General features: G+C 46.2%; 6 protein-coding genes and 1 pseudogene. 4 read left to right on the top strand and 3 right to left on the bottom strand.

What is annotated here, in order from left to right:
• Together ACEW8S_RS06955 and ACEW8S_RS06950 are read left to right on the top strand one after the other, a co-directional pair.
• Positions 1-253, top strand: a 253-nt coding sequence (locus ACEW8S_RS06955; RefSeq protein WP_373517444.1) for a GDSL-type esterase/lipase family protein, incomplete at its 5' end; no start/stop codon positions are given.
• A 33-nt stretch (positions 254-286) separates the two neighbouring features.
• Positions 287-1,900 (top strand): family 20 glycosylhydrolase, encoded by a 1,614-nt coding sequence (locus tag ACEW8S_RS06950; RefSeq protein WP_373517443.1) that lies wholly within the window; start codon positions 287-289, stop codon positions 1,898-1,900.
• A 152-nt stretch (positions 1,901-2,052) separates the two neighbouring features.
• Here the strand turns inward: ACEW8S_RS06950 and ACEW8S_RS06945 are convergent.
• The 3 genes and pseudogenes from ACEW8S_RS06945 to ruvX form a co-directional block, all read right to left on the bottom strand.
• Positions 2,053-2,472 (bottom strand): annotated as a pseudogene (locus ACEW8S_RS06945) (DUF5606 domain-containing protein); the annotation flags it as partial.
• A 60-nt stretch (positions 2,473-2,532) separates the two neighbouring features.
• A complete protein-coding gene (gene def / locus ACEW8S_RS06940; RefSeq protein WP_373517442.1) occupies positions 2,533-3,123 on the bottom strand; it encodes a peptide deformylase in 591 nt (196 codons plus the stop codon).
• On the bottom strand, positions 3,124-3,534 hold the full coding sequence (gene ruvX / locus ACEW8S_RS06935; RefSeq protein ID WP_373517441.1) for a Holliday junction resolvase RuvX: 411 nt from the start codon (positions 3,532-3,534) through the stop codon (positions 3,124-3,126). It abuts the gene before it with no gap.
• Positions 3,535-3,671: 137 nt separating this feature from the next.
• Between ruvX and ACEW8S_RS06930 the strand changes: the two genes are divergently transcribed.
• Complete coding sequence (locus ACEW8S_RS06930) at positions 3,672-4,487, top strand: 2,3,4,5-tetrahydropyridine-2,6-dicarboxylate N-succinyltransferase (RefSeq protein WP_373517440.1); 816 nt, start codon at positions 3,672-3,674, stop codon at positions 4,485-4,487.
• 80 nt (positions 4,488-4,567) lie between these two features.
• Positions 4,568-5,409: glycosyltransferase family 9 protein (locus ACEW8S_RS06925; protein ID WP_373517439.1), on the top strand; the 842-nt coding region annotated here is incomplete at its 3' end.

Below are 5,409 nucleotides of genomic sequence, written 5' to 3'. Positions count from 1 at the left end.
CACGACCCAAGTCGTACTTATCGCCGCCAAGCCCAGTATCGCCCGATGGAAGCTGAAGGGAAAATACAAACGCCTCAACCGAAAAATGGCAAAACTTGCTGATGATAATCCGTCAGTGGAGTATGCCGACGTATGGAACCCCATGCTCGAAGGGGGCAAGGTAAAACAGGATATTTTTATCGAGGATGGACTACATATGAACGCAAAAGGCTATCAGATTTGGTATGACGTTCTCGAACCTTTTGTGAATTGATTCCGGAATCCTAACTTAGGCAAAATACAAATTATGAAACTACTTATTAAAAGTCTGCTCATCTGCTGCGCCTTCGTCGCCTTCCAATCCTGCGAAGCCGATAAGAAAAAGCGCGTTTTAAATTTTCCGAAGACCGATTTGGCCATGGAAAATATGATTCCCAAGCCGATGAAGATCATTCCCACCAACGGGGGATTCGCCTTGGATGAATTTACGGCGATATATACATCGGAAAATGCATCCGGATTTCTGGAGGTGGGCAAGTTTTTGGCGGATAAGATAAAGGCCAGGACCAGTCTCGACATTCCGGTAAATGTAGCGGAAGTGCCAAATCGAGAGGGTATCATCTATATCAACCAGTCGGACAGTCTTGAACTGAACGCGCCGGAAGCCTATCAGCTGTTCATTACGGCTGACTCCCTGATACTGAATGCCAACACTGCCGAGGGCGCATTTCGGGGTATTCAGACCATCCGCCAGATTATACCTGAAACGAGTACCGATACTTTGGCGGAGTACAAGGTATGGACCATCCCTACGGGAAAGATTATCGACCATCCCGTTTTTGAATATCGGGGTACCATGCTCGACGTCGCCCGGCATTTTTTCACAGTTGAAGAAGTAAAAAGATACATAGATCTGTTGGCCTACTACAAATACAACGTCTTGCATTTACACCTAACGGACGATCAGGGCTGGCGCATCGAGATCAAATCCTGGCCCAAACTCACCGAGGTTAGCGGTAGCACGGAAGTGGGCGGTGGAGATGGTGGTTTTTATACACAAGAGGATTATAAGGAAATCGTTGCCTATGCGGCCGAACATCACATGATTATCGTACCCGAGGTGGATATGCCCGGACACACGAACGCCGCCTCGCTGGCCTATCCGTTTCTGAACGGCAACGGTAAAAAAGTCGAAGCCTACGAGGGAACGCAGGTAGGTTTCAGTACATTCGATACCCGGAAAGACACGGTTTACGCCTTTATCGACGACGTGGTGCGCGAGATTTCCGAAATCACGCCCGGCCCTTATTTTCATGCCGGGGGCGATGAGAGCCATGCGACCAAAAAAGGTGATTTCAACTATTTTGTCGAGAAAGTGCAAAAAATCGTGAATAAACATGGGAAGCGTATGATCGGATGGGACGAAATCGTGACGGCGAACGTCGATACCACCGCCATTCCCCAATATTGGAGCAGCGGCGATAACGCAAAAACAGCCGTCGAAAAGGGACTGAAAATGATTCTTTCACCCGCTAAAAAAGCCTATCTCGACATGCAGTACGACAGCCTCTCGAAATACGGCCTACATTGGGCGGCTTATGTTCCCGTCGATTCCGCCTATGTGTGGAATCCGGAGGAATACGAAGGTATCCCTTTGAAAAACATCTTGGGCATCGCGGCTCCGCTATGGTCCGAAACCATCGAGAATTTCGATGAGCTCGCCTATTTGGCTTTTCCCCGAGCCATCGGATATTCCGAATTGAGCTGGTCGACCCCTGAAAACCGGAATTGGGAGAACTATCGCGTACGATTGGCGAACCAAGCCCCTTTTCTTGATCGGATGGACGTAAAATACTACCCCTCACCCTTAATCGATTGGAAAAAGAGCAAATATTCGTATGAGGAAATCGAGAAGGATTAGCCAAAAAGATGAGCTTACTTCTTTCTAGCGGCCGGATTTTTTTGGGCAACTTTCTTACCTGCAGACTTTTGATTGGAAGATTTTTTCGCTACTGGCTTTTTTTCAGTGGATTTCATTTCCTGGGATTTCTTTTCTTGGGGCTTTTTATCAGTGGATTCCCCTTCCGATTCCTCAGCTTTTTTATCGGAAAAATCCGTGATGCCGTTATCGTGTAAAATATTGTACCATTGGATTACCTTTTTGATATCGCTGGCATACACGCGATCCTCGTCGTAATTGGGCAATATTTCGAAGAAATATTCCTCCAATTTCAATTTATCGTCCTTGTGGCCGATCGATGTTTTTCCGCCTTCCTCTTTTTCCTGTACCTTCCGAAAAACCTCGCGCAAAGGCAGTTCTTCCTCAAGGGTATAGATAGCGATTTCGGAAAGTACGCTCACGTTGCTACGCATACTTACGGTAATCCGTTTCTGGTCAAGCAGCGATTCCGCGACAAAACCGCCACGGGTCTGGGTTACCAATCTGTAAAGGCCGGGTTTTCCCCCGATAGATAAAATTTTGTCTAAGGTCATAGTATTTTTTTGCAATTGAAGAACACAAAGATTACACTTTTCGATGGATTAAGGCGGCGCTTAACGAGCTTTTTTTACGTTGGGAAATCGCATGCGGTAGTCGACCTCAATTTTTCCCTTGGAAATATTGTTCAACTTACCCTTTAGCATCCTCTTTTTTAAGGGGGAAAGCTTATCGGTAAACAGGATGCCCTCGATATGGTCGTACTCATGCTGTATCACCCGGGCCAACAATCCGTCGTAGGTTTCGGTATATTTCTTAAAATCGGCATCGACAAAGGTAAGGGTCAGGGTATCCTTCCGCTTGATGTCTTCACGGATTTCCGGTATGCTCAGGCAACCTTCGTTAAAGGCCCATTCCTCACCGGTTTCTTCTTCGACATGGGCATTGATGAACATCTGTTTAAAACCTTTCAGCGTCGTCCGCTCATCAGCGGACAAGTCGTCGTCATCGGAAAAGGGAGTCGTATCTATAACAAAAACCCGAAGGGGCAGCCCGACCTGCGGAGCTGCAAGACCAACGCCGTTGGCATTGTACATGGTCTCGTACATATTGGCGACCAATTCCTTCACCTTCGGAAAATCTTCGGGCAGGTCTTCGCAGACTTTCCGCAAGACCGGATCACCGTAAGCTACAATAGGTAATATCATTTATATTTTGTTTAAATAGGCCTGCAAAATTAGGGTCGCACTTATTTCATCGACCAAGGCCTTATTTCTACGTTGTTTTTTCTTCAATCCGCTATCGATCATCGTCTGTACCGCCATTTTAGAGGTAAAGCGTTCGTCTTGGCGCGCTATGGGTATGTTGGGAAAATCTTTCTTCAACTTGATCAAAAACGGGGCGATAAGGGCTTCGGATTCCGACGGTGTGTTGTTCATTTGCCGGGGCTCCCCTACCACAAACCGCACTACTTTTTCTTCCTTGGTATAGTGCTGCAAAAAGTCGAGCAACTCAGGGGTCGAGACCGTGGTCAGACCGGAAGCGATCATTTGCAGTTCATCGGTAACGGCTATTCCCGTACGTTTTCTACCGTAATCCAATGCCAATACCCTTCCCAAATCCGATATATTTTTGGCAAAAATAACCGATAAATCGTTATAAGTATAAAATTGGGGGTCTAAATCATATTTGAGGGATTATATTTGTGGGGGAAATTAATAAACTCCTAAACTTGTAATCCCTTAAACCCTTTTTAATGACCGATTTGAGAAACACTATTGAAAACGCTTGGAACAACCGTGAGCTGCTCAAGGAAAAGGAAACCCAAGACGCCATACGCAGAGTGATAGATTTGCTGGATGCGGGCGAACTTCGCTGTGCCGAGCCTACCGAAGGGGGATGGCAGATCAACGAATGGGTAAAAAAGGGGGTCGTACTCTATTTTCCGATACAGAAAATGGAAACCATGGAGGTCGGTATCTTCGAATATCACGATAAAATTCCCTTGAAAAGAGGGTATAAGGAAAAAGGTATCCGGGTGGTACCGCATGCGGTGGCGCGACACGGTGCCTATATTTCATCGGGCACTATTCTCATGCCCAGCTACGTAAATATCGGCGCCTATGTCGACGAGGGCACTATGGTAGATACCTGGGCCACGGTAGGCAGCTGCGCCCAAATCGGAAAAAACGTGCATTTGAGCGGCGGAGTCGGTATCGGCGGGGTACTTGAACCCTTACAGGCATCACCGGTGATTATAGGGGACAACGCCTTTATCGGATCGCGATGTATCGTAGTCGAGGGCGTCCATGTGGAGAAAGAAGCGGTATTGGGAGCCAATGTGGTGTTGACGGCCTCAACGAAAATCATTGACGTGACGAAAAATACGCCCAAGGAAACCAAGGGCTTGGTACCCGCACGTTCCGTGGTAATTCCGGGCAGCTATACCAAGAAGTTTCCGGCGGGGGAATTTCAAGTCCCCTGTGCCTTGATCATTGGTACCCGAAAAGAAAGTACGAACAAGAAAACCTCGTTGAACGATGCGCTTCGGGAGTATGATGTGGCGGTTTGATCGGAAATTAGAAAAAAGAATAGAGAGCAAAGACATTTAGGTCGATGTTTTCAAGGAATACTTGTCTACATGCGACAACGATGAAAAAAATCTTGGTCATACAGCAAAAAATGATCGGTGATGTACTGGTGAGTTCCCTGCTTTGTGAACATTTAAAGATTCATTTCGATGACTCCGAAATCCACTACGTTGTGAATGAAAACACCGTTGCGGTGGTGGAACACAATCCCTATATTGATCGCATCGTAGTCTTTAAGAATGAGTATAAGGACAGTACTTTGAAATTTCTTGAATTTCTACGATCCATTTCCAGGGAAGGGTATGATGTGGTTATCGATATCTATGGAAAACTGGAAAGCAACCTGATCACCCTATTCTCCAAGGCAAAAATAAAGATTACCTATGGCAAATGGTATTTGAAGTCCATCTATACCCATTTAATTCCACTTCAGCCTAGAAAGCCCGGCAAAACTGGAATCACCGTAGAAGACCGATTGGGCCTGCTGGCACCTTTGATTGACACTCCGTTGGAGAAGAAAAGGGAACCCACAATTTCCTTGACTGCGGATGAAATCGGCGCCGCGAAATTATTTTTGGAATCCCAACATATCGATATGTCCCGTTCAATACTGATGCTGGGCATTTTGGGGAGCAATGGATCAAAAACCTATCCTTTCCATTATATGGCGCAGCTTATCGATACTATTGCGGAAAGAATCAAAGGCACTTTACTGTTCAATTATATTCCCTCGCAACAATCGGAAGCCCAAAAGTTATATGATCTGTGTTCCGAAAAAACCAAAGCTAATATAGCTTTCGACACCTTCGCCCCTTCTTTAAGAAAATTCCTCGGGCTGCTCCATCATTGCAAGGCATTGATCGGAAACGAGGGCGGCGCCATAAATATGGCAAAAGCCTTGGG

It is taken from the genome of Pricia sp. (assembly GCF_041745955.1).
In the GTDB taxonomy this organism is placed as follows: Bacteria; Bacteroidota; Bacteroidia; order Flavobacteriales; family Flavobacteriaceae; genus Pricia.
The sequence above is the reverse complement of the archived record's forward strand: the minus strand, read 5'-3'. Positions and strand labels throughout refer to the sequence as shown.